This is a genomic window from Collimonas sp. OK307, assembly GCF_900113705.1.
In the GTDB taxonomy this organism is placed as follows: Bacteria; Pseudomonadota; Gammaproteobacteria; order Burkholderiales; family Burkholderiaceae_D; genus Collimonas.
Genome location: NZ_FOQI01000004.1, coordinates 209,457 through 229,094, shown reverse-complemented (window position 1 = coordinate 229,094; position 19,638 = coordinate 209,457). Strand labels below are relative to the sequence as shown.

The 19,638-nt window shown below is 52.2% G+C and carries 18 protein-coding genes; 14 read left to right on the top strand and 4 right to left on the bottom strand.

Going from position 1 to position 19,638, the window contains the following annotated elements:
- Entirely contained in the window at positions 1 to 783 is a 783-nt protein-coding gene (locus tag BM205_RS08110) for a type III pantothenate kinase (RefSeq protein WP_092414006.1), read from the top strand.
- A 6-nt stretch (positions 784 to 789) separates the two neighbouring features.
- Positions 790 to 1,479 carry an SPOR domain-containing protein gene (locus BM205_RS08105; protein WP_092414005.1) on the top strand — a complete coding sequence of 230 codons (690 nt, stop codon included), beginning with the start codon at positions 790 to 792 and terminating at the stop codon, positions 1,477 to 1,479.
- Here the strand turns inward: BM205_RS08105 and BM205_RS08100 are convergent.
- Positions 1,430 to 1,672, bottom strand: a complete 243-nt coding sequence (locus BM205_RS08100; protein WP_092414004.1) for a cysteine-rich CWC family protein — start codon at positions 1,670 to 1,672, stop codon at positions 1,430 to 1,432. The genes BM205_RS08105 and BM205_RS08100 overlap by 50 nt on opposite strands.
- 493 nt (positions 1,673 to 2,165) lie before the next feature.
- Between BM205_RS08100 and BM205_RS08095 the strand changes: the two genes are divergently transcribed.
- The 10 genes from BM205_RS08095 (at position 2,166) to argB (ending at position 15,603) form a co-directional block, all read left to right on the top strand.
- On the top strand, positions 2,166 to 3,575 hold the full coding sequence (locus BM205_RS08095) for an OprD family outer membrane porin (protein WP_092414003.1): 1,410 nt from the start codon (positions 2,166 to 2,168) through the stop codon (positions 3,573 to 3,575).
- A gap of 43 nt (positions 3,576 to 3,618) precedes the next feature.
- On the top strand, positions 3,619 to 5,703 hold the full coding sequence (locus tag BM205_RS08090; RefSeq protein WP_175511208.1) for a glycosyltransferase: 2,085 nt from the start codon (positions 3,619 to 3,621) through the stop codon (positions 5,701 to 5,703).
- Positions 5,704 to 5,827: 124 nt separating this feature from the next.
- On the top strand, positions 5,828 to 6,787 hold the full coding sequence (locus BM205_RS08085) for a phytanoyl-CoA dioxygenase family protein (protein WP_092414001.1): 960 nt from the start codon (positions 5,828 to 5,830) through the stop codon (positions 6,785 to 6,787).
- 64 nt (positions 6,788 to 6,851) lie between these two features.
- The gene (gene nagZ / locus BM205_RS08080; RefSeq protein ID WP_092414000.1) at positions 6,852 to 8,390 is read left to right on the top strand and encodes a beta-N-acetylhexosaminidase; all 1,539 of its coding nucleotides are present in this window, start codon (positions 6,852 to 6,854) and stop codon (positions 8,388 to 8,390) included.
- A gap of 130 nt (positions 8,391 to 8,520) precedes the next feature.
- Positions 8,521 to 9,837 carry an MFS transporter gene (locus tag BM205_RS08075; RefSeq protein WP_092413999.1) on the top strand — a complete coding sequence of 439 codons (1,317 nt, stop codon included), beginning with the start codon at positions 8,521 to 8,523 and terminating at the stop codon, positions 9,835 to 9,837.
- A gap of 146 nt (positions 9,838 to 9,983) precedes the next feature.
- On the top strand, positions 9,984 to 11,378 hold the full coding sequence (locus BM205_RS08070) for an MFS transporter (protein ID WP_217646030.1): 1,395 nt from the start codon (positions 9,984 to 9,986) through the stop codon (positions 11,376 to 11,378).
- A 17-nt stretch (positions 11,379 to 11,395) separates the two neighbouring features.
- On the top strand, positions 11,396 to 12,298 hold the full coding sequence (locus BM205_RS08065) for a glucosamine kinase nucleotide-binding domain-containing protein (RefSeq protein ID WP_092413997.1): 903 nt from the start codon (positions 11,396 to 11,398) through the stop codon (positions 12,296 to 12,298).
- Positions 12,298 to 13,434 carry an N-acetylglucosamine-6-phosphate deacetylase gene (gene nagA / locus BM205_RS08060; protein WP_092413996.1) on the top strand — a complete coding sequence of 379 codons (1,137 nt, stop codon included), beginning with the start codon at positions 12,298 to 12,300 and terminating at the stop codon, positions 13,432 to 13,434. The genes BM205_RS08065 and nagA overlap by 1 nt, the downstream gene beginning before the upstream one ends.
- Positions 13,427 to 14,437, top strand: a complete 1,011-nt coding sequence (locus tag BM205_RS08055; RefSeq protein ID WP_092413995.1) for an SIS domain-containing protein — start codon at positions 13,427 to 13,429, stop codon at positions 14,435 to 14,437. Before nagA ends, BM205_RS08055 begins: the two co-directional genes overlap by 8 nt.
- A 263-nt stretch (positions 14,438 to 14,700) precedes the next feature.
- Positions 14,701 to 15,603, top strand: coding sequence for an acetylglutamate kinase (gene argB, locus BM205_RS08050; RefSeq protein WP_038493964.1), 903 nt, complete (start codon positions 14,701 to 14,703; stop codon positions 15,601 to 15,603).
- 82 nt (positions 15,604 to 15,685) lie between these two features.
- Here argB and BM205_RS08045 read toward each other — a convergent pair whose 3' ends face one another.
- Positions 15,686 to 16,405 carry a pseudouridine synthase gene (locus BM205_RS08045; RefSeq protein WP_092413994.1) on the bottom strand — a complete coding sequence of 240 codons (720 nt, stop codon included), beginning with the start codon at positions 16,403 to 16,405 and terminating at the stop codon, positions 15,686 to 15,688.
- Positions 16,406 to 16,491: 86 nt separating this feature from the next.
- Positions 16,492 to 17,070, bottom strand: coding sequence for a DNA-3-methyladenine glycosylase I (locus BM205_RS08040; protein WP_092413993.1), 579 nt, complete (start codon positions 17,068 to 17,070; stop codon positions 16,492 to 16,494).
- A gap of 188 nt (positions 17,071 to 17,258) precedes the next feature.
- On the opposite strand from BM205_RS08040, the gene BM205_RS08035 reads away from it, so the two are divergent.
- Both BM205_RS08035 and BM205_RS08030 read left to right on the top strand, forming a co-directional pair.
- The gene (locus tag BM205_RS08035) at positions 17,259 to 18,107 is read left to right on the top strand and encodes a D-amino acid aminotransferase (RefSeq protein ID WP_092413992.1); all 849 of its coding nucleotides are present in this window, start codon (positions 17,259 to 17,261) and stop codon (positions 18,105 to 18,107) included.
- A 182-nt stretch (positions 18,108 to 18,289) separates the two neighbouring features.
- Positions 18,290 to 18,583 (top strand): DUF493 family protein, encoded by a 294-nt coding sequence (locus tag BM205_RS08030; protein ID WP_092413991.1) that lies wholly within the window; start codon positions 18,290 to 18,292, stop codon positions 18,581 to 18,583.
- A 12-nt stretch (positions 18,584 to 18,595) separates the two neighbouring features.
- On the opposite strand, the gene gcvA is transcribed toward BM205_RS08030, so the two are convergent.
- Positions 18,596 to 19,525: a transcriptional regulator GcvA gene (gcvA, locus tag BM205_RS08025; protein ID WP_092413990.1), complete on the bottom strand. Its 930-nt coding sequence runs from the start codon at positions 19,523 to 19,525 to the stop codon at positions 18,596 to 18,598.
- Between the last annotated feature and the right edge of the window lie 113 nt (positions 19,526 to 19,638).

Sequence of the window (19,638 nt, the reverse complement as noted above, 5' to 3'; positions counted from 1 at the left end):
ATGGCCATGTTGTTGATCGATGTCGGCAATACCCGTATCAAATGGGCGCTTGCAGCGCTGCCTGAGGTTGGCGTTGGCGGTCAGCCCGGCGAATGGCTGGATAGCGGCTCGGCGACGCATAGCGAGCTGGTGACGCTGAGCGCGCGCTGGCGCAAGCTGACAGTGAAGGTGACGCGCATTCTGGTTTCCAATGTGGCTGGAGAGCGTACGCATGAGCGTTTGCAGACGTTGCTGGAAACAGTTTTTGGCAGCGCCATGCAGCCTCACTGGTTTGCCTCGTTGCCGCAACTGTCGGGTCTGCGCAATGCCTATCGCGATCCTGCACAATTGGGATGCGACCGGTTTGCTGCGGCGCTGGGGGCGCAACGGTTATTTCCGCAGCAAGCCTTGATTGTAGCCACCTGCGGTACCGCCACCACGATTGATGCGGTCAGCGCCGACGGCGTATTTACCGGCGGCATGATCTTGCCGGGACTGGGTTTGATGGCGACTTCGCTGGCGCGCAGCACCGCGCAATTGCCGCACATCACCGATCACGTGCATGTAAATACCTTGTTTGCCGATAATACCGATGACGCTATCATCAGCGGCTGCATCAATGCGCAGGTTGGCGCCATCGAACGGGCGTTTGCCTTGCACAGCCAGCAATCGCCGGGCAAACGCGTAGTTTGTATCGTGGCCGGCGGCTCTGCGGCTTTAGTTGCGCCGTACCTGTCCATAGCGCATGAAACAGTTGATAATCTGGTATTGATCGGTTTGCAAACCGCTGCAGCAACACTATAAAAAATCATGTTGAAAATCATTTTCTGGCTGCTGATATTGGCGAATGCGACGTTGTTCGCCATGCAAAAAGGCTATCTCGGCGCGCTCTACAGCGATGGCCGGGAGCCGACTCGTATCAGCAAGCAGTTACAGGCGGATAAAATCAAAATGACGGTGGCAGAGGCCGCATCTGCTGCGGTTGCCAGTACGGAACCGCTAACACCAGCTACGGCGGCGGCCGACCCGGCACCGGTGGTGGCTTGCACCGAAATCGGTAATTTCGCTGCGGCGGAAGCACGGCGTTTTTCGAGCAAGCTGGCGGAGCGCGCGCCGAACGTCAAATTTGTTCGCCGCGAAACGCAGGAAGTGGCCAGTCACATGGTGTACCTGCCGTCGCTGGGCAGCAAGGAAGCGGCCGATAAAAAGGCTGACGAAATACGCCGGCTCGGGATCAGCGACTTCTTCGTGATACAGGATTCCAGCGCGCTGCGCTATGGCATCTCACTGGGCATATTCAAAACCGATGAAGCCGCTCAAAAGCAAGTCGCCAGTCTGGCCAAGCGTGGCCTGGGCGGCGCCAAGGTCGGCACGCGCACTGCAAGTTCCAGCAAAGTGGCATTCCAGTTGCGCGATCTGGGTGGCGACGCCAAGATCGCGTTCGACAAGATCAGATTGGATTTTCCTGGCCAGGAAGTGCGTAGCTGCCCGGGGCCTTAGCGATCGGTGCATGATCGGCACCAACTGTTTGTTGTTGCCGCACCAAGCGTTCCAGGCAGTCCGGGCAATAGCACTCCGTGGCTGCCGGCCCGGTGTTGGCCAGCGGCGGCAGCAGGCTGCACCAGCAAGGCTGATCCGCATGTTGGCCGGCGCCACACGAAAACTGTTGCTGGCAGGCGGGGCATTGCGCCATGGTGCGTTTCCTTTGCGTGACTACTACGTAGTGGGCTGACAAATTCCCCCTGTTTTTATTGCCGTCAACAGCAACACGGTTGCTGGCTCTCCTCCAGATCGCTCATCGGCTTTCTGCATGTTCTTCCTCCCGCCTCAGTGTACTCGACATGTAGTGCTGCTCATTCTCCCGAAACTCCGCCCACGCTATTGACGCGAGCGTAGCCGAGCCGGTTCTGCAAGGGGGATTGATTGCTTCAAAGTGCTAGAAGTTGCCGCATTTCCTAGAGCTACGCATCTTATTCCAGCAACGATTTTTACGCCAAAAACCAAGATTTTGCCCCCGAAGCAACAATCTTCTTTTTAAGTATTTTCCTATCTTTTAGCCAATCCGTTGATAACACATTCGCAATGTATTATTATTTATTTAACAATACCAATTAGATACCAGTTAAACCGTTGGAGCTACCAAACGGTGAGATTTATACAATTTTGCATGGAGGAGACCCATCGCAATGAAATTATCATTACGTTACGGCAGCTCAGCCTTGTTGTTGCTTTTGTCGTACCAATTCACCCTAGCCAAAGTGCCGGTGGAGAGTTCTGACGATAGCAGAATGAGTGGTCTGCAACGGTTCAATACCCCCAGCATTGAATCTGCGGCAAATGGAGCGGCTTTCTTTGACGAGAGCGACATTAAGTTTCGGTCAACCTGGTATAGCCGAGACCGCCGCACGAGTGACGGCAAAGATCAGATCAGGGTTTCTGCCGTAGCGCTCGGTATAGACGCACTCTCAGGTTACGCATGGGGTCTCATAGGTTTTGACCTCACGGCGAATCTGAGCGGCAAGCTGGGAGCAAGCCGCGGTTGGTCAGAGGTCTTGTTTCACGATCTTGAAAACAATCAGGAGCGTAGCAACGCAACAATTGGACAAGCTGCGCTCAAGCTCAAATTTACGAATGGCAACGGCAACGATGGCTTGTACCTGCGGGCCGGGTATACGCCGATTGACGTCGGTACGCTGGGAACTTCCGGCGGCTTGCTAGAAGATGCCTATCGTGGCCTGCAAGCGAAATACCAGCTTGGCGCCTTAACGTTTGGCTACGGCTGGGCAGATCGTTTTCGTAACGAGTGGGACGATCGCTACAGCGAAATGACCAGCGGCTGGCATCAGAATCGCGGCCCGTTTGCGGGTACAGCCAACAAGATCAACTACATTCACAGTCTTGGCGTGCGTTATGCCGCGACGGATGCCGCATCTACATTGGTTGATGCCGGCATTGGCGAGGGAGACGGTTACCGCCGCAACGGGCAGCTTGCCGTGGCAACCACAATTCCGCTCGGAGCAAACGCTGCAAATGGAAATGTGCGGGTGACTGGCTATGCGTTTGGTGCGAAGTATCTGTCTGCTCTTTCCGAGTTTACGGACCCATCCATGGAATGGCATTTGGGTAGCTCTGCTACTTACACCCGTGGTCCGTTGGCCTTGAGCGCGGGCTTCGCTACCACGCGTGCGCCGGATTCAGGAGAAATGAATTTTCGTCTGACCGCGTGGGCAAATAGCGACAACCGCAATTACATCCAGACCTGGGGGCAGCTTGACGATTTTGTCTGGCATGGGCAAAAGGTCGTCAAGTTGGGACTGAACTACGATTTATCCGATGCCCTTCAGTTTCCCGGCTTATCGGCAGGCATATCTACCAACCTCTCAGTGGGTTTGCGTAATCAGGATGGCAGTACCGGCCGCATGCGTGAACTGGATGGGCGTCTTTCGTATGCCGTTCAAGGCGGACCGCTGAAAGACATGACGATTGATTTGTTGCCGGGGCGCCTGGTCACACAAAATTTCAGCGGAAAACAAAGTCGTAGTGATATCAAATTTATCGTGGGTTATGCCTGTACGTTTGATAAGTGCTGGCAATGAGGATGCTGCAGATTGCGTTGAACAGTCCCGAGGAAAGGAAAAGATGACGACATTCAATATCGAATATGAAATTCAAATCAGGGATTTGAAATCCGGATTCATTGCTTGCCAGGAGTGGAAGTCTTATTGCATCTCCAATAAAGTGAATGAGTCGGATGCCGAAACACGGCTGAATAAATTAAAAGCAAACTATAGAGAACGTTTGTGCGAATTACAAAAATTCGTCATTTCTCGTTTCGAGGCGTTTGATGCAAGAAATATTTCGTCATTGGTCGGAATCCCTTCTCAATTAATCAGTGACGATGAAAAATTAGTACATCGTATCTGGATGGGTGGAAGTTTGCCGACAATAGCGGTAGAGACGATACGCCAATGGGGCGAGGCTCTAGGTGAAATTGAGTCCACGATGAATATTAGCTATACCAATATTCTTTGGGTCTGGGATAAGAATCAATTGCGAGACGATCCGCTATTCAAATCGGCGGTTGGTGCAGGCCGATATGCCATTGGCTGTTACTCGATCGGAAAAAATGTGCTGGTAGTTAATTGTCTGCATGATCTGATGATCGATTTTGCAGCGGTGAATGCTGATCTCATCAAAGAATTGCACAAGAAAAAATACTTCGTCAATTTATCTGATTTTTTTAGATTGGTGATATTGCAGACATTCGGCGGAATTTACCTTGATGTTGACATCATACCGCACAGGTCGGCCACGATCTTCCTGGCGAAACCCGAAGTTCCAGATTACATGGATTTCAAACTGGACGAAGGCACTGGAAAAATACAGCATTACAACGTGAGCTGGATGAATCTGTTCAATGATGAAAATGGAGTACTGATTTCAAAAAAAGGAAATCGATCACTAAAAAAACTGGTCGAAAAAATGAATGAAAATTTAGAAAAAATAACTTCAAATTTCCTTGAGCAAACCAGCCATCCGGCAGCATCAAAAAAATATGCGTCAATGTTGCATGACGTTACATACGGAGTATGGCAACAGAACATAGGCCATACGCTGCAGAGCTATGACGACATCAGCAAAAATTTTTCTGTTCTTCACTATGGAGAAAAAGAAACCGTTATTGGTGGCTTACATGGAATGCGCCTGGTAGTAGATGCAATAACGAATGTGGAAATCCCGCTAACTGCTGAAGAGGATTACAGCTACAAGCGATGCATCAATACCTTGGAAAGGCTTAATTGGCGCCTGGATAACGCGCTGGATCTGGAGCATATCGCAGCCGTTTCTTATCTCGATGAAATTCCAAGAATGGCGTATCCATCGCAGCTGCGCACCGAAGTCAATAACTGTCACTACTATTCATTCTTGTCGCATGATGAAAAACTGGACCGGGTGAACTCCCTGTTCGGCGCGTATTTGGTCGCAAAAAATTCAGAGCGAATTAAGAAAAGAGATTTTTGGCATAAGGTCAAAGGAGACCAGGCGCGGGCCAATTATCATCTCAGCGCGCCAATTTCCTTCAGCCAGAATCGAGTTGAGAAAACCGAATTGACTTCAGCTACACACACACCTGGATCGATTGATTCTGTTCATTTCGTGCCAGCAAAAAATATGCCGGGCGAAGAGTATAAAAATCGCATGGCGAAACTGCTGTTTTCCACCAGCTATCTTGAGTACTGCTCGTTTAGTAATAAATTAAATTTGCCATTTGTCGAATTGCAAAGACATCAAAATATTGATCAATATATCTCGCATATCTATGGGATGTTCGATCGCGAACGCAAGTTCGCTGGATTCTTTACCGCAGGAACAATGGAAGAATTCGGTAGGGTAAAAGCGGTCTCTTATTATCGAGATGAAATGAAGGCGATGGATGATGCCTACGATGAATTTGTTTCGAAAAATACAGATGCCTCTGATCTATTTGTTCCCAGCCTGGCTGTAGAGCATGGATATCGAGGCAGAGGTCTTTTCAACATGATGTTCAAAGAAATTAAATCGCTGGCTCATCGGAAAGGCAGCAGGCGCATCGTTCTTGCTGTGTGGGGAAAGAATGATGCGTTCCGGATGTACCTTAAAAAGGGATTCAAGATAAGCAGCACCTTCGAGTATGCATATGACATATTTTTCGATCGCTTGCACATTCTCGAGTACGGCGTTTGATCAAAAGATTACGCTGAGATCAAATCGAACCACCGTGGTTTCCAAGGCGGAGCCATGCATCTGACTGGCTCCGTTCCAGTGATTGTGACGGCTAACCAATTTTTTCAACCAGGTTTAAGTCTTTATGAACAAAAAAATAGACAGCATTGATAAAAATAGCATCTCCACCCGCAATTATTCAACTCTTGCAAAGAATGGATTCCGCTTAAATGATCGTTCAAACGGAAACCCATTGCGCATACTCTCCGAAGAGGATTGGCAGTTCTGGACTCAAAATGGTTACATCGTGATCAAGAAAGCTGTTGAGCCTGAAAAGATCTGTAATTTGGAGAGGCTTATGTGGGAATTCGAAGAACTTGATCCTGACGATCAGGGTACCTGGTATCCACCGCAAAAATCAGAATTGAGAAAAACAGAATTAAGCTTCAACGCAGGCATGGTGGAGCTGTATAACCATCAATACCTTTGGGACACTCGCCAAACTCAACGAGTATACGATGCGTTTGTCGATGTCTGGGGTGCGCGTAAATTGTGGGTATCGATCGACAGATTAAATTTCAATTTGCCGCCGGAACCAGGTTTTGAATTCAAGAGTTTCATGCACTGGGATTACGACCCGGAATCCGATCCGCAGAATGTCCAAGGCGTATTGTCCGTTAGCGATCAGACCGACGAGGACGTGGGCGGATTCATGTGTATTCCCGAGCTGTTCAAAAACTATGATTCATGGAAATCGAAACAACCCGGCAACTGGGATTGGTACAGACCAAATGTTGCTGATTTCACGCCCACTCGAGTCCCATTGGGAAAAGGTGATCTTCTACTTTGGAACAGCAAACTTTGTCATGGCATCCGACAGAATACATCCAAAAATAAAGTTCGGATGGCGCAATATATTTCCATGATGCCTGCTCAGGAGAGCAATACCGAGTTAAAAAACTGGCGCATCCGTTCATGGGAACAGCGTCTTGCTCCGGAAGGATACAGCTTGCACGGAGATCCCCGTCACTGGGAAAGAGATAGATATCAAACTGCAAAATTGTCTGCTTTGGGTGAAAAGCTACTTGGAGCGGCAATATGGTAAATGCAGGGCGGTACTTTATTTTCTGAAATTCTCTTCATCATAAAAACGCTGGAAGGATTGGATTATGAATCAGGAATTACAAAAAAAAATAGGGCAGTTATTCATGGTTGGTTTTGATGCCCTAGAGGTAAATGAGGGCATTACCCGACTTATTCAGCAGCAGAAAGTGGGCGGCATCATACTTTTTCGCCGCAATATGCAAACACCTGGACAAGTCGCTACACTTTGCCGCCATTTACAGGAAATCAATGCGCAAGTCAGCGATGTGCCATTGCTCATTGCGCTTGACCAGGAAGGAGGCATGGTGATGCGGATTGAGCAAGGAGTGACGCCTATTCCTGCTGCAATGGCTTTTCAGGCTGCCGGCTCGATACAGGATTGCGAAGCACTAAACCATATCAGCGGCAATGAAATGCGCCAGATTGGTATCAATATGTTCCTGGCGCCGGTTTTGGACGTCAACAATAACCAGCAGAATCCGATCATCGGCGTACGCGCCTACGGCGAAGAACCTGAAAGCGTCATTAAGTACGGCATGGCCGCTATGCGAGGTTTGCAATCCGCCGGCATGATAGCTACCGCCAAGCATTTTCCCGGTCATGGTGATACATCTACCGACACCCATTACGCGATGTCACTGGTGCCCCACGATAAGGAGCGCTTGCACGCGGTGGAATTAGCTCCGTTCAAAGCGGCAATAGCCCAAGGCGTAAACGCCATTATGACGACGCACCTCGCGTTCCCGGCCATCGAGCCAGATATTACGGTCCCTGCAACGCTGTCAAAGGCCGTGCTCACAGACCTGTTACGCGATGAGATGGGCTTCAAAGGAGTGATAATTTCCGACTGTCTGGAAATGGCCGCCATTTTCGAAGGCGTGGGTGTTGCCAGAGGTGCGGTTGCAACATTGCAGGCGGGTGCCGACATAGTACTCATTTCGCATCAGGAAACGCGGCAGCAAGCTGCCATTGAAGCCGTGGTGCAGGCCGTAGAACAGGGAAGCATTTCTATCGAGCGTATCAATGATGCACTTCAACGTGTGTCTCAACTCAAAACAATCAATGCCGTCAGCGAATGGCGCAGCACGCCAACCAGGCCAGAAGGTTTAAGGAAACCTGAGGCGTTGGCGTTAGCTAGAAAGTTGCAAAATGCAGCGTTGCTTGTGCAAGGGAATTTCCGGCCATTGGATGTGGGACTGCCAGTCACGCTGATTACGGTGGAGGTGCGCTCGCGTAGTGAGGTGGATGAGGTAGTGATGGTGCGTAACAAGGAAGCCCGTAGTTCCATGCTGCCAGCTTTGCTGGAAGCGGGCATTAGCGTGCGCGAATACATGCTGTCAGCCGAAGCGTCTGAGGAGGAGGTGGTAAATGCGATTGCATTTGCCGAAGGCGCGCAACAAATTGTGTTGCAAACCTATAACGCCATGTTCGTCAAAGGTCAGCAACGTCTTCTGGCTGCGATACCACACGACAAGCTGTGGGTAGTGGCGGGTCGCTTGCCCTACGATCTGGATCTGGCTCCGATGGCCCAAGGCCGTCTCGCCAGCTATGGCTGTCGCCCGGCTGCCCTGGAACCGATAGTCGAAAAGTTGTTAAGTGCGTAACTGCGAACAGCTATTTTGGAGAACCGCACGTGAGTAAAGACTGTCGGGGCGAGTGTCGTTGCTCCGACTGCACGATGATCTTTACATAAGCTTGAATAAAAACTGACAAAAACGAAAGCATACAGAGACCATGCAAAACGGAAAAACCCCTAAACGTCATCCCATCACATGGGTGCCTACTCTATATTTTGCTGAAGGCCTGCCATATTTTCTGGTGGCGACAATGGCAGGGCTGATGTACAAAAGTATGGGCGTAGAAAACGAGCAGATTGCTTTGTGGACCGGTTTGCTTGGTTTCGTCTGGGTTTTCAAACCGCTGTGGAGTCCCTTTCTAGAGGTCGCGCGCAGTAAAAAATCCATTGTCTTGCTGTTTCAATTTATTGGTGGCGCGGCGCTTGGTTTGTTAGCGCTGGCGTTGCAGTTGCCGGTCTATTTTGCCGCAAGCATTGCCTTGCTGGCCTTGGTGGCGATTGCTTCGGCAACCCACGATATCGCTGCTGATGGTTTATACATCAGCAGCTTAAGTGACAAACAACAAGCTGCTTATGCAGGGTGGCAAGGTAGCTTTTACAATGCTGCGCGATTTTTCTCTCTGGGTGGCTTGGTAGTGTTGGCTGGTTATTTTGAAAAAAAGATGGAGGTAGCGCATGCGTGGTCCATCATTTTTGGAATGCTTGGCGTGATCATGATCGTCTTGGCCACGTACCATTCCTGGGCTCTGCCAAATGCAAAAAATAGTGTGCGTGCCGATGCCGACCCAATCACTATGCGGGGTGTGTTTGCTACTCTGCAAGACGTGATAGTTGATTTTTTTAAGAAGCCGGGCATTTGGCTTGCGATTCTTTTCATCATTTTATTTCGCGCTGCAGAAGGACAAGTGACGACCATCGGACCGTTGTTTCTGCGTGCAGCGCGCGAAGAAGGCGGCTTAGGTTTGAGTACCGGCGAAGTCGGTGTCTTGTATGGGACATTGGCGACGCTGGCCTTCATCGGCGGCAGCATATTGGGAGGTTATTTCACTGCATGGCTAGGATTGAAACGCGCGATGTTCTTTTTAATCCTGGCAATGAATTTGCCTAACGCCGCATTCTATTTTTTAAGCGTGGCGATGCCGAGCGACTTCAGTGTGATTGCTGTTGCGCTCAGCGTCGAGATGTTTGGCTATGGCTTTGGTTTCGTCGGCCTGATTTTATTTATCATGCAAGAAGTGTCGGTCGGTAAATATCGGATGGCCCATTACGCCATCGGCACAGGTGTGATGCAACTTGGTTATGTCCTGTTCAAGATGATGAGCGGAGCGATACAGGCTGCATTGGGATATCAACATTTTTTCTTGTGGGTCCTGTTGTGCACGATACCGGTGCTGGTGTTGTCGCGCATTGTTCCGATAGGACGACATGAAAAGCCGGTGGTGGTTGCCTCTTCCGTTCGTGCAGCTGAAAGTTGATGGCCAACCTTTGGTTTTTCAAACCACGTCCTAAGGACGTGGTCATCCTGACAGATATCCGTCTTCAATGCGATACAGCGACTTGCTACGTCAATGCGGCGTATGCCGCAGCGCAATCCATCTGTTTGTCGCGGTGAGGATCGTGATTGTGTATCGCTCGTTTCTTCCGAAGTCTTCGAATTTCAACAAAAGCGGCGCGTGCGCTTCTTCGCCCCACGCATTTTGCTCAAACTATGCAAAAAATTTCTCTGCTTACCCGCAAGACCATGATGTTTCCATTGGCACTAGTGTTATTTGAATTCTCCGTCTACATCGCAAACAACATGATTCAACCTGGAATGTTGACCGTAACTCGAGAATTTGGCGTTAGCGCGGCTTGGATGGCATCAGCGATGACGGCCTTTTTATTTGGAGGTGCGGTACTCCAATGGCTGTTTGGTCCGCTCTCCGACCGTATCGGACGGCGGCCGGTGATGCTGGCGGGTGTTTTATTTTTCATCTTTTCTTGTTTCGCCATTGTATTTTCAAAGAACATGGAAAATTTCATACTTCTGCGCGTCCTTCAAGGTCTCGGCCTATGTTTTATTTCTTCGGTCGGTTACGCCGTCGTGCAAGAAGCATTTGAAGAAAAAGCAGCAGTGAAAGTTACCGCAATAATGGCCAATGTCGCCATGCTTGCACCATTGGTCGGCCCGATCGCAGGTGCCTTCATGATAGAAGTCTGGTCATGGCGGATAGTGTTTGTGTCTATCGCTTGCATTTCCAGTATTGCTTTCATCGGCCTCGCCCTGCACATGCCGGAAACAGTCAGCAAACGTCAGGACCATCAGGAAAAAGTACCACTGGTACAGATTTGGCACGACTATCGTGCGGTATTCAGCAATCGTTATTTTTTGAGGGGTGCGCTGGCGATGCCTTTTCTGTTGCTTCCATTATTCGGCTGGATTGCGATGTCGCCCATGATGTTGGTGGTCGATGCCCACTTGAGCATGATGGAATATGGCCTCTGGCAAATTCCGGTATTCGGTAGTTTGATTGCCGGTAATCTGCTGTTGGCAAGTAAAACCGATAGCTGGCGTTTGGGTGCCTCCATCAGCTACGCCCTATATCCGATCTTGCTGGGAACATTACTCATGCTGCTTGGCGTAGCACCAGTCAATCCACTGTATTTCATCATCGCCGGGGTCAGTCTTCTGGCATTTGGTCAAGGGCTGGCTTTTGCCGTATTAATGCGCTTTACCCTTACTGAAAGCTCCGTATCAAAAGGTACGGTTGCTGCCGCGATCGGCATGCTCAGCATGTTGATATACGGCTTAGGTATAGAAATTTATAAGCTGTTGTATCTACACTTCGGGATGATCGGATTTGTGATGTTATCCGCGTTGACGATCGCGCTTTATTGGCGTTTGTCGCATGCGGTGGTAAAGCGCGGAATGGCGATACGGGAGCGCGAGAATCCGGGGCAATACGCAACCGGCGAAATTGCAGTGCGCTTGCAGGTGGTAGTTCCGAATGCCATTGATCATTCAAATAGCAAGTAAGCTGAACAGGATCTACAGTGACAACAGACTACGGATATTTGATTGGCGTTGATGGTGGTGGCACCAAAACGCATGTGCGAATCCATACTGCCGACGGCACAGAAATAGCCGAGGCGACCGCTGGACCATCGGCGTTGATGCATGGTCGTCAGGCGGCCTGGGCCGCCATTTGCGATGCGATTCAAGCGGCCTTTTGCAAGAGCGGCATCACTCCGCCAGTATATGAACACATGGCATTGGGGTGCGGCCTTTCTGGTGTCAATGTTCCGCAATGGGCCGACGAATTTTCCGGATTAAACCCGGGGTTTGGCAGCCTTGCCATCGCTTCCGATGCAATTACTACTTTACTCGGTGCGCATCAAGGTAAACCGGGTGCGATCGTCGCCATTGGCACCGGGAGCATAGGGGCAGCGCTGTTGGCCGACGGCAGGCTACGCACGCTTGGTGGCTGGGGGTTTCCCTCAGGCGATGAAGCTAGTGGCGCCTGGCTTGGGTTGCATGCCATTAACCATGTACAGCAAGTGTTTGACGGTCGTGCAAATCCGGACATACTTTCAGCGGACGTCATGCAATTCTGTGGTGGCAACAACGGAAATGGCGATCGCAACTGCGTGCTTGGCTGGCTGGCACGCGCTAATCAAAGCATGTATGCCCAACTGGCCCCGTTGGTGAGCAATCATGTGATACACAGCGCGGTAGCACGCAACATCATGGAGAAAGCGGGAAGTGCAATCGAAAAACTCGCTTTAGCGCTTGATCCTTCGGCGCGATTGCCGCTGGCGCTTTGCGGTGGTTTGGCTGTACCTCTGCAAGAGTTCTTGCCGCCAGCGTTGCGCCAGCGAGCGATCTGCCCGGTAGCTGATTCTGCCGCTGGCGGCTTGATCCTGATTCGTCAACAATTAGCTATGGAATGCATTTAATGCCCGCCATCACACAACTTAACGGCAATATACTGACCCCCCAAGGCTGGGTGTCCGGAGTGGTTCATTTCAATGATCTGATCACCGGTATCAACGGTACGCCTCTGAAATTTGATCCCTCTGATTCAGGCCGCGACGGCGACTATGTCTTGCCCGGCTTTATCGACTTGCACGTGCATGGCGGCGGCGGTCTAGATGTCATGAACGCTGGTGATGCGCCTCACACCATCTCACGCATGCATGCGCAACATGGCACCACCAGTATGCTGGCAACCACCATGACGGCGCCACCTGCCGATCTGGAACATGTATTGCTGGCTGTTGGTCGCGCTTGCCTGACGCGACAAACGGGTTGTGCTCGCATACTCGGTGTGCATCTGGAAGGGCCCTATATCAATCCTGGAAAACTCGGTGCCCAGCCTAATTTTGCGACCGCAGCAACGGTGGGGCAAATAGATTGGTTACGCAGCTTTGCACCGTTGAAATTGATTACCATCGCGCCAGAAATGAGGGGACATTTTGCCTTGATAAAGAGGCTTGGCGATCAGGGGACGCGTGTACAAATCGGCCATACGCTGGGGACCTATGAAGATGGCGTCGCCGCACTGAAAAGCGGTGCAACGGGTTTTGCTCATCTGTTCAATGCCATGACCGCCTTGCGCCATCGGGAACCCGGGATGGTCGGCGCAGCCTTGGCCCATGCCGAATACGCTGAGCTGATTCCCGATTTACTGCACGTGCATCCGGGCGCCATGAAAGCAGCGATACGGGCTATTCCTTACTTGTATTGCGTCACTGACTCCACCGCCGCGTCGGGTATGCCGGACGGTGAGTACATGTTGGGTAGCCAGGTTGTTCACAAATGCCTGGGCGGCGTCCGTTTAGCCGATGGAACGCTAGCGGGCAGCACCTTGACCATGGACCAGGCTTTACGCAATCTGCTCTCAATCGGCTTGACGCTGGAAGAAGCCTCCCTACGTACGTCCACTTATCCCGCCGATTATCTTGGCATTGCCGAACGCGGTCGCCTCAAAACCGGCTGTTTCGCCGACATCCTGGTGTTTGACCGCCAGCTCAAACTCAAAGCCGTTTACGTAGAAGGAGAACAGATTGACCTCAGCCCCACTCATGCTTAAAGAAGCCCAATCCGCCAGCCGGCACGTTGCCATGCAATTAACGCAAGACAGAGAACGTTACGCTGAACTCGGCAGACAACTACGGGCTGAACCGCCCGGCAGTATTTTGACAGTGGCTCGTGGCAGCTCAGACCACGCTGCCAACTATTGCGCATATCTCATCATGGCGCGTTTGGGGCGTATCGTCGCATCCTTGCCAATGTCGCTCGTAACCTTGAATAACGCACCGCTGATAGCGAAGGATGCTCTGGCCATTGCTATTTCGCAATCCGGGCAAAGCCCGGATGTGATCGAACCAATACGTTATTTTCGCGATGCCAGAGCAGCGACGGTTGCGCTGGTCAATGATGTCAGCTCGCCACTAGCTTTGAGCGCTGAATGGGCTATTCCCCTGCATGCAGGGGCAGAACTTTCTGTCGCTGCCACGAAAAGTTTTATTGCGAGCCTGGTTGCTAGCGCATTGTTGACTGGGTATTGGCAAAATGATATCAAATTTCTGGCCGCGTTGGATGCTTTACCAGAAGCATTGGACATCGCCAGCCATACCGATTGGTCAATGGCCTTAGAGGTGTTGGTACCGAGTACCAACATCATGGTAGTGGGACGCGGCGTCAGCTTCCCGGTGGCGTTGGAGTCAGCATTAAAGTTTAAAGAAACCTCCGCAATACAAGCAGAAGCCTTTAGCGGTGCAGAAATCAAGCATGGGCCGATGGCCTTAATCGGCGAGGGTTATCCGCTGCTGATGTTCGCTACCCGCGGGCCGGCACAAGCAGGTCTGTTGAAACTGGCCGAAGAAATGCGCGGACGTGGCGCCAAAGTATTGCTGGCGGCGCCAAGTGATGTCGCGGATCGGGACTTGACTCTGCCTACCGCAGCAACACCGGATCTTGATCCAATCGTAGCGATATTAGCGTTTTATGTAATGGCCGCGCAATTGTCGATCGCCCGCGGCATGGATCCGGATCGCCCACGTCATTTGAGCAAAGTGACGAAAACCAACTAGGAGTGGTCGGCATGTAGCGGCAAGAATCGCTGTTTAGAGAAATTCCCAAAGTCGGGCGGGGTGAAGTCCGACGCGGTGATATGGATCTTGCCGGATGTGCCACAACCGCGACACATGACGTGCTTGCTACACCTAAGCAAGCGCATTTCCATGTAAAATCGCGCTGATCCTTCTCGCAGCGATTTTTAACTCCCCCGAGTTGCAGTCTTTGCACTTTTTTACTTTCTTCTGACAAGCTCAGAACCTCTCTTGTAGGACTGTTCATGGCCGATTTGACCAACGATCTAGCCAACGTTGCCCCAGGAATCAAAGCTGAAATTCTGGCCGAGGCGTTACCGTACATCCGTCAATTCCACGGTAAAACCATTGTCGTCAAATACGGCGGCAATGCAATGACCGAAGAGCGCCTGAAGCACGGCTTCGCGCGCGACGTGATTTTGTTGAAACTGGTCGGCATGAACCCGGTGGTGGTGCATGGCGGCGGCCCGCAAATCGACAATGCCCTGAAGAAAATCGGCAAGCAAGGCACCTTCGTGCAAGGCATGCGGATTACCGACGAAGAAACCATGGAAGTGGTGGAGTGGGTGCTGGGCGGCGAAGTGCAGCAGGATATCGTGATGCTGATCAACCACTACGGTGGCCAGGCTGTCGGCCTGACCGGCAAGGATGGCGGCCTGATCCGTGCGCGCAAATACCGCATGCCAGACCGCGAGCATCCGGGTGAATTCCTCGATATCGGCTTTGTCGGCGAAATCGAAGCCATCAATCCGGCGGTGGTCAAAGCCTTGCAGGACGATGCGTTCATTCCGATCATTTCGCCTATCGGCTTTGGCGCCGACGGCCAGGCCTACAACATCAATGCCGACGTCGTGGCAGGCAAGATCGCGGAAATCCTGCATGCTGAAAAGCTGATCATGATGACCAATATTGCTGGCGTGCAAGATAAGCAGGGCAATCTGGTGACAGACTTGTCGGCACGCGAAATCGATGAAATGTTCAAGGACGGCACCATCTCCGGCGGCATGCTGCCGAAGATTTCGTCGGCGCTGGATGCAGCCAAGTCGGGTGTCAATACAGTGCACATCATCGATGGCCGTATCGAGCATTCGTTGCTGCTGGAAGTGTTGACCGAACAGGCGTTCGGCACCATGATCCGCTCACACTGATTTTCCAGGAAAGCTTGAATCAGTAAAAACGCAAGACTCAGGTCTTGCGTTTTTTTTGCGTTTTTTTTTGCGTTTTTTTGTACTAGGCCGACGGCACCAGCAAAGCCAGGTGTTCCGGCTCCAGATAGCACCATTCCCCCAATTCCAGCTCCAGGGCTTCCAGGGTCAGGCCGCCGATTGCGGTGCGGCGCAACGCCGAGCAATGATTGCCAGCCGCCACCAGCATGCGCTTGACCTGATGATATTTGCCCTGTTCCAGCACGATCTCAATTTCATGCGGGCCCACTATGCGGCAGCTGACGGCGGCCAGAGTCTGCGGCTCATCATGCAACTTCACGCCGGCCAGCAAGCTTTGCACCAGTTCCTCGGTCACAGGCTCATGCGTGGTGGCAACGTATAACTTCGGCACGTGCCGCTTGGGCGACGACTGGGCATGGATGAAGCTGCCGTCGTCCGACATCAGCAGCAAGCCGGTGGTGTCGTGATCGAGCCGTCCAACCGGCTGCACGTCGCGCCAGCTGAACTGTTCCGGCAAGATGCTTAGCACCCCGGGGTGATGGCTGGGTTTGCGCGAGCACTCGATATTGGCCGGTTTGTTGAGCACGATATAGACGTGTTCGCGGTAAACCCATTCTTCATCGAACAAGGTGAACACCAGGCCGTCGGTGTCGGGCGTGGATTTATAGTCGGTAACGGCAACGCCGCCGATGACGACTTCGCCATCTTCAATTAACTCGCGGCAATATTTTCGGCTGCCGAAGCCCTGCGATTGCAGGATTCGGTCTAAGGTCAGTTTAGGCATGGCGGGAATGTAACAGAATGGCGCGGGAACGAAAAGAGGGCGGCGATCCGGGTATCCTGACCGTCGCCCAGGAGGCCGATCGGGAATTACTCTGCCACTGCCTGATGCCGGAAACATTCGACGCAATGGTCGTTCACCATGCCGATCGCCTGCATATAAGCGTAGATGATGGTGGAACCGACAAATTTGAAGCCGCGCTTTCCCAGATCCTTGGAAATGCGGTCGGATAAAGGCGTTTTGGCCGGATTTCCGCCAAGTAATGTCCACTGATTCTGGATCGGCTCGCCATCGACGTAGGCCCATAAGAAAGCATCAAGACCGCCGACTTCGGTGCGCAGGCGCAGATAAGCCTGGGCGTTGCTGATGGTGGCGGCGATCTTCAGGCGGTTGCGGACGATGCCGGCGTCGGCCAGCAGGGACGCCACTTTGACCTCGTCGTAGCGGGCGATTTTTTTTGCGTCCCAGCCGTCGAAGGCGCGGCGGTAGTTGTCGCGCTTGTTGAGAATGGTTTCCCAGCTCAGGCCGGCTTGCGCACCTTCCAGGTTCAGCATTTCGAACAGTTGCACCTCATCGTGGCAGGGTTTGCCCCATTCCTCGTCGTGGTAGGCCAGGTAACGGGGATTGGCGGGATTGGCCCAGGCGCAACGGGTAACGATGGTGGTCATGGTCAGGCGCAGGAGGAACTTTGGCGGTTCCTCGAAGTTGAGGTATGTGTATGCTACCGCATCACGTCAACATCGCGCGCCTCCATCTTGGAGCGATGCTTTCCAGATCATTCGCATACTTTTTTTGCATACCCCATGGTCCGGTGCTGTGCCAGAATTGGACTCTCTACTTTTTTAGGAATCCGATCATGCAAGACCCGCTGGTCTATCTCAATGGCAGCATGACACCGCTGTCCGAAGCGAGCATCCCGGTACTCGACCGCGGCTTCATTTTCGGTGATGGCGTGTATGAGGTGATTCCTATCTACGGCCGTAAATTATTCCGTTCCGAGCATCATCTGGCGCGCCTGTTTCGCAGCCTGGCAAAGATCAGTATTACAAATCCGCATGACAAAGAGCAGTGGCTGGCGCTGATTCAAGGTGTGATCGATGCCCATCCGGCGGATGACCAGATGGTCTACATCCATGTCACCCGCGGCGTCGCCAAGCGCGGTCATGCGTTTCCGAAAGAAGCGCTGACGCCGACGGTATTCATCATGACCAACCCGCTGGTATTGCCGAGCGCGGCATTGCGCGCTAGCGGCGTGCCTTGCGTGTCGATGGAGGATCAACGCTGGCTGCATTGCGAGATCAAGTCGATTTCCCTGTTGGGGAATGTGCTGGCGGCGCAAAATGCTGCCGAGCATGGCGTGGTGGAAGCAATTCAGTTTCGCGATGGCTGGCTGACCGAAGCGTCGTCTTCCAATGTCTGGATCGTCAAAAACGGCAAACTGATGGCGCCGCCTAAGGATAATCTGATCCTGGAAGGGATCCGCTATCGCCTGATCGAGGAATTGTGCGCTGCCGGCGGCATTCCGTTCGAAGCTCGCCGGATTGCGCGTGAAGAGGTGTTTGCGGCGGATGAAGTGCTGTTGTCGTCAGCTACCAAGGAGGTATTGCCGGTGGTTTCAATTGACGGCAAGACTATTGGAAATGGCGAACCCGGCCCCATATACAAACAGTTATACGAGGCTTATCAGGCGGCCAAGGCGGCTTAACTACGGAACGCAGTAGCGCACAGCTGTTGTAGATATTGCAGGGTGGAAATCATTTGGTTTTCTGCCTTGTTTCCTTTTACACATACCATACCGGCAAATCCCGGTCGCCGATAAGCTTTTAGTGCAGGAATCCGTTTCGGGAGTAAACTAGTATCCTGCGTCACCATTAAAGAGCAACCATCATGACCGAGCCCACTGAAAACCAGGTTATCCCCCCTGCTGAAAGCCTGATCGAATACCCAAGCGATTTTCCCATCAAGATAATGGGGCCTACGCATGACGCATTTGCGCCGACCATGGTTGGCGTGGTGGTGCAGCATGATCCGACTTTTCATATCGACAAGCTGGAAGTGCGGCCATCGTCCAAGGGTAACTATACCGGCCTGACTGCTACTGTTCGTGCGACAAGCCGTGAACAGCTGGATGATTTGTATCGGGCGCTGTCTTCGCACCCGATGGTAAAGATGGTGCTTTAAATTCGTATTGAATCATGATGGCTCGGGTCCTCCGGGCCATTCGCTTTGTGCCTTGAAAGTCCTGATTTCGTCCAGCAGCCAGCGATGGAAAGCCTGCACTTGCGGTTTACTCAGTGCTTCCTTGGTGCAGGCGAAATAATAGGATAGCGGGCAGAGCGCGACGACATCGAACAAACGCACCAACTCCCCCGAAGCAATTTCCTGCAGCGCAATCGCGTGCCGCGTCAAAGCAATCCCCAATCCATCCGAAGCCGAACGCAACAGCATCGACGCATCCTCGATCAGCAAGCCGCCGGTCGGTTCCACCAGGTCGATACCCGCGGCCTCGAACCACGGCATCCACGACGATTCGGTATCCATGCGCAACAGGCTGCACTGCTCTAGCTCCTGCGGCGTATTCGGCAGATTGCCGTCACGGTAGTGCGGGCTGGCCACCGGATAGTAATAATCGTCCATCAGTTTTTCCACCACCAGGCCCGGATAGTGGCCCAGCCCGTAGCGCAGGCCGACATCGATAGGTTCGCGTTCCAGGTCATTGAGGTGGCTGCTCGATTGCAGCACTACCTCGGTATCCGGATGCAGGTCGATGAATTTCCACAGTCGCGGCGCCAGCCAGCGTGCGGCAAACGAGGGCAGGGCGGAAATGGTCAAGCGCTTCTGCTTGGCATCCATCTTCAAGGCTTCGGCCGCAAACGCGATTTCATTCAAGGATTTACGGATGACCGCGGCAAAGCGCTGTCCTTGTTCGGTGATCGTGATGCGCTTGCCGTGGCGGCTGAACAACATGATGCCCAGTTCCTGTTCCAAGGCCCGGATTTGATGGCTGATCGCACCCGGCGTCACATAGATTTCTTCGGCGGCGCGCGAAAAGCTGTCATTGCGTGCTGCAGCCTCGAAGGCACGCAGGGCAGAAAGGTTAGGCAATTTTCGGAGATCGGCCATTTTATATGAGGAAAATTAGCAAGGGAGGAGAAAATTACTCGTTTTGTTACTGCCTGTGGATTGTCTAAAATGGCTCTGTAGAAACAAGGAACGTCTATATCAAGTGGTGTGGA

Coding starts and splice junctions, on each gene's coding strand:
- BM205_RS08110 (WP_092414006.1), top strand. CDS start 1: ATGGCCATGTTGTTGATCGATGTCGGCAATACCCGTATCAAATGGGCG.
- BM205_RS08105 (WP_092414005.1), top strand. CDS start 790: ATGTTGAAAATCATTTTCTGGCTGCTGATATTGGCGAATGCGACGTTG.
- BM205_RS08100 (WP_092414004.1), bottom strand. CDS start 1,672: ATGGCGCAATGCCCCGCCTGCCAGCAACAGTTTTCGTGTGGCGCCGGC.
- BM205_RS08095 (WP_092414003.1), top strand. CDS start 2,166: ATGAAATTATCATTACGTTACGGCAGCTCAGCCTTGTTGTTGCTTTTG.
- BM205_RS08090 (WP_175511208.1), top strand. CDS start 3,619: ATGACGACATTCAATATCGAATATGAAATTCAAATCAGGGATTTGAAA.
- BM205_RS08085 (WP_092414001.1), top strand. CDS start 5,828: ATGAACAAAAAAATAGACAGCATTGATAAAAATAGCATCTCCACCCGC.
- nagZ (WP_092414000.1), top strand. CDS start 6,852: ATGAATCAGGAATTACAAAAAAAAATAGGGCAGTTATTCATGGTTGGT.
- BM205_RS08075 (WP_092413999.1), top strand. CDS start 8,521: ATGCAAAACGGAAAAACCCCTAAACGTCATCCCATCACATGGGTGCCT.
- nagA (WP_092413996.1), top strand. CDS start 12,298: ATGCCCGCCATCACACAACTTAACGGCAATATACTGACCCCCCAAGGC.
- BM205_RS08055 (WP_092413995.1), top strand. CDS start 13,427: ATGCTTAAAGAAGCCCAATCCGCCAGCCGGCACGTTGCCATGCAATTA.
- argB (WP_038493964.1), top strand. CDS start 14,701: ATGGCCGATTTGACCAACGATCTAGCCAACGTTGCCCCAGGAATCAAA.
- BM205_RS08045 (WP_092413994.1), bottom strand. CDS start 16,405: ATGCCTAAACTGACCTTAGACCGAATCCTGCAATCGCAGGGCTTCGGC.
- BM205_RS08040 (WP_092413993.1), bottom strand. CDS start 17,070: ATGACCACCATCGTTACCCGTTGCGCCTGGGCCAATCCCGCCAATCCC.
- BM205_RS08035 (WP_092413992.1), top strand. CDS start 17,259: ATGCAAGACCCGCTGGTCTATCTCAATGGCAGCATGACACCGCTGTCC.
- BM205_RS08030 (WP_092413991.1), top strand. CDS start 18,290: ATGACCGAGCCCACTGAAAACCAGGTTATCCCCCCTGCTGAAAGCCTG.
- gcvA (WP_092413990.1), bottom strand. CDS start 19,525: ATGGCCGATCTCCGAAAATTGCCTAACCTTTCTGCCCTGCGTGCCTTC.